The 1,229-nt window shown below is 51.4% G+C and carries 1 protein-coding gene; it reads left to right on the top strand.

What is annotated here, in order from left to right:
• Nucleotides 1–62 precede the first annotated feature (62 nt).
• Nucleotides 63–1,210 (top strand): IS3 family transposase gene (locus JSN25_RS01685; protein WP_204525406.1). Its coding sequence is split into 2 segments (ribosomal slippage): nucleotides 63–300 and nucleotides 300–1,210, totalling 1,149 coding nucleotides; the frame shifts between segments, so codons are not numbered across the junction.
• The last annotated feature ends 19 nt before the right edge of the window (nucleotides 1,211–1,229 follow it).

Raw genomic sequence — 1,229 nt, 5'->3', positions numbered from 1 at the left:
GAATCGCCACGGGTTTAACAGACACCTCGGAGTCATTTAAGATGGCTTAAAGAGAGGTGCCCATGAGCGGTAAGCGTTATCCCGAAGAGTTTAAAATTGAAGCAGTCAAACAGGTTATTGATCGCGGTCATTCTGTTTCCAGCGTTGCAACACGTCTCGATATCACCACCCACAGCCTTTACGCCTGGATAAAGAAGTACGGTCCGGACTCATCCACTAATAAAGAAGAGTCAGATGCTCAGGCCGAGATCCGCCGTCTCCAGAAAGAGCTGAAGCGGGTTACCGACGAACGGGACATATTAAAAAAAGCCGCGGCGTACTTCGCAAAGCTGTCCGACTGAGGTACGCCTTTATCCGTGACAACACCTGTTGCTGGCCTGTTCGTCTGCTCTGCAGGGTGCTGGATGTTCATCCCAGTGGCTTTTACGCCTGGTTTAAGCAACCGTATTCTCAGCGCCACCAGGTAGATCTGAGACTGACGGGACAGATCAAACAGTTCTGGCTGGAGTCCGGTTGCGTCTATGGTTATCGCAAAATCCATTTGGATCTGCGGGACAGCGGGCAACAGTGCGGAGTGAACAGAGTCTGGCGACTGATGAAACGTGTCGGGATAAAGGCTCAGGTCGGATACCGGAGCCCGCGGGCACGTAAAGGCGAGGCCAGTATCGTGTCGCCCAACAGGCTCCAGCGACAGTTCAATCCGGATGCTCCGGATGAGAGTTGGGTAACGGACATAACCTACATCAGGACCCACGAAGGCTGGCTGTATCTTGCCGTGGTTGTTGATCTGTTCTCACGCAAAATTATCGGCTGGTCCATACAATCCCGGATGACAAAGGACATTGTCCTGAACGCACTGCTGATGGCTGTATGGCGGCGTAATCCCCAAAAACAGGTGCTGGTTCATTCGGACCAGGGCAGTCAGTACACAAGCCATGAGTGGCAGTCGTTCCTGAAATCACACGGCCTGGAGGGGAGCATGAGCCGTCGCGGTAACTGTCACGATAATGCGGTTGCAGAAAGCTTTTTCCAGTTGCTGAAACGCGAACGGATAAAGAAAAAGATCTACGGAACGCGGGAAGAAGCCCGCAGCGATATTTTTGATTACATCGAAATGTTTTATAACAGTAAGCGTCGGCATGGTTCTAGCGAACAGATGTCACCGACAGAATATGAAAACCAGTATTATCAACGGCTCGGAAGTGTCTAGATTATCCGTGGCGATTCAG

It is taken from the genome of Citrobacter cronae, from assembly GCF_016893685.1.
Classification (GTDB): domain Bacteria; phylum Pseudomonadota; class Gammaproteobacteria; order Enterobacterales; family Enterobacteriaceae; genus Citrobacter; species Citrobacter werkmanii.
The sequence above is the reverse complement of the archived record's forward strand: the minus strand, read 5'-3'. Positions and strand labels throughout refer to the sequence as shown.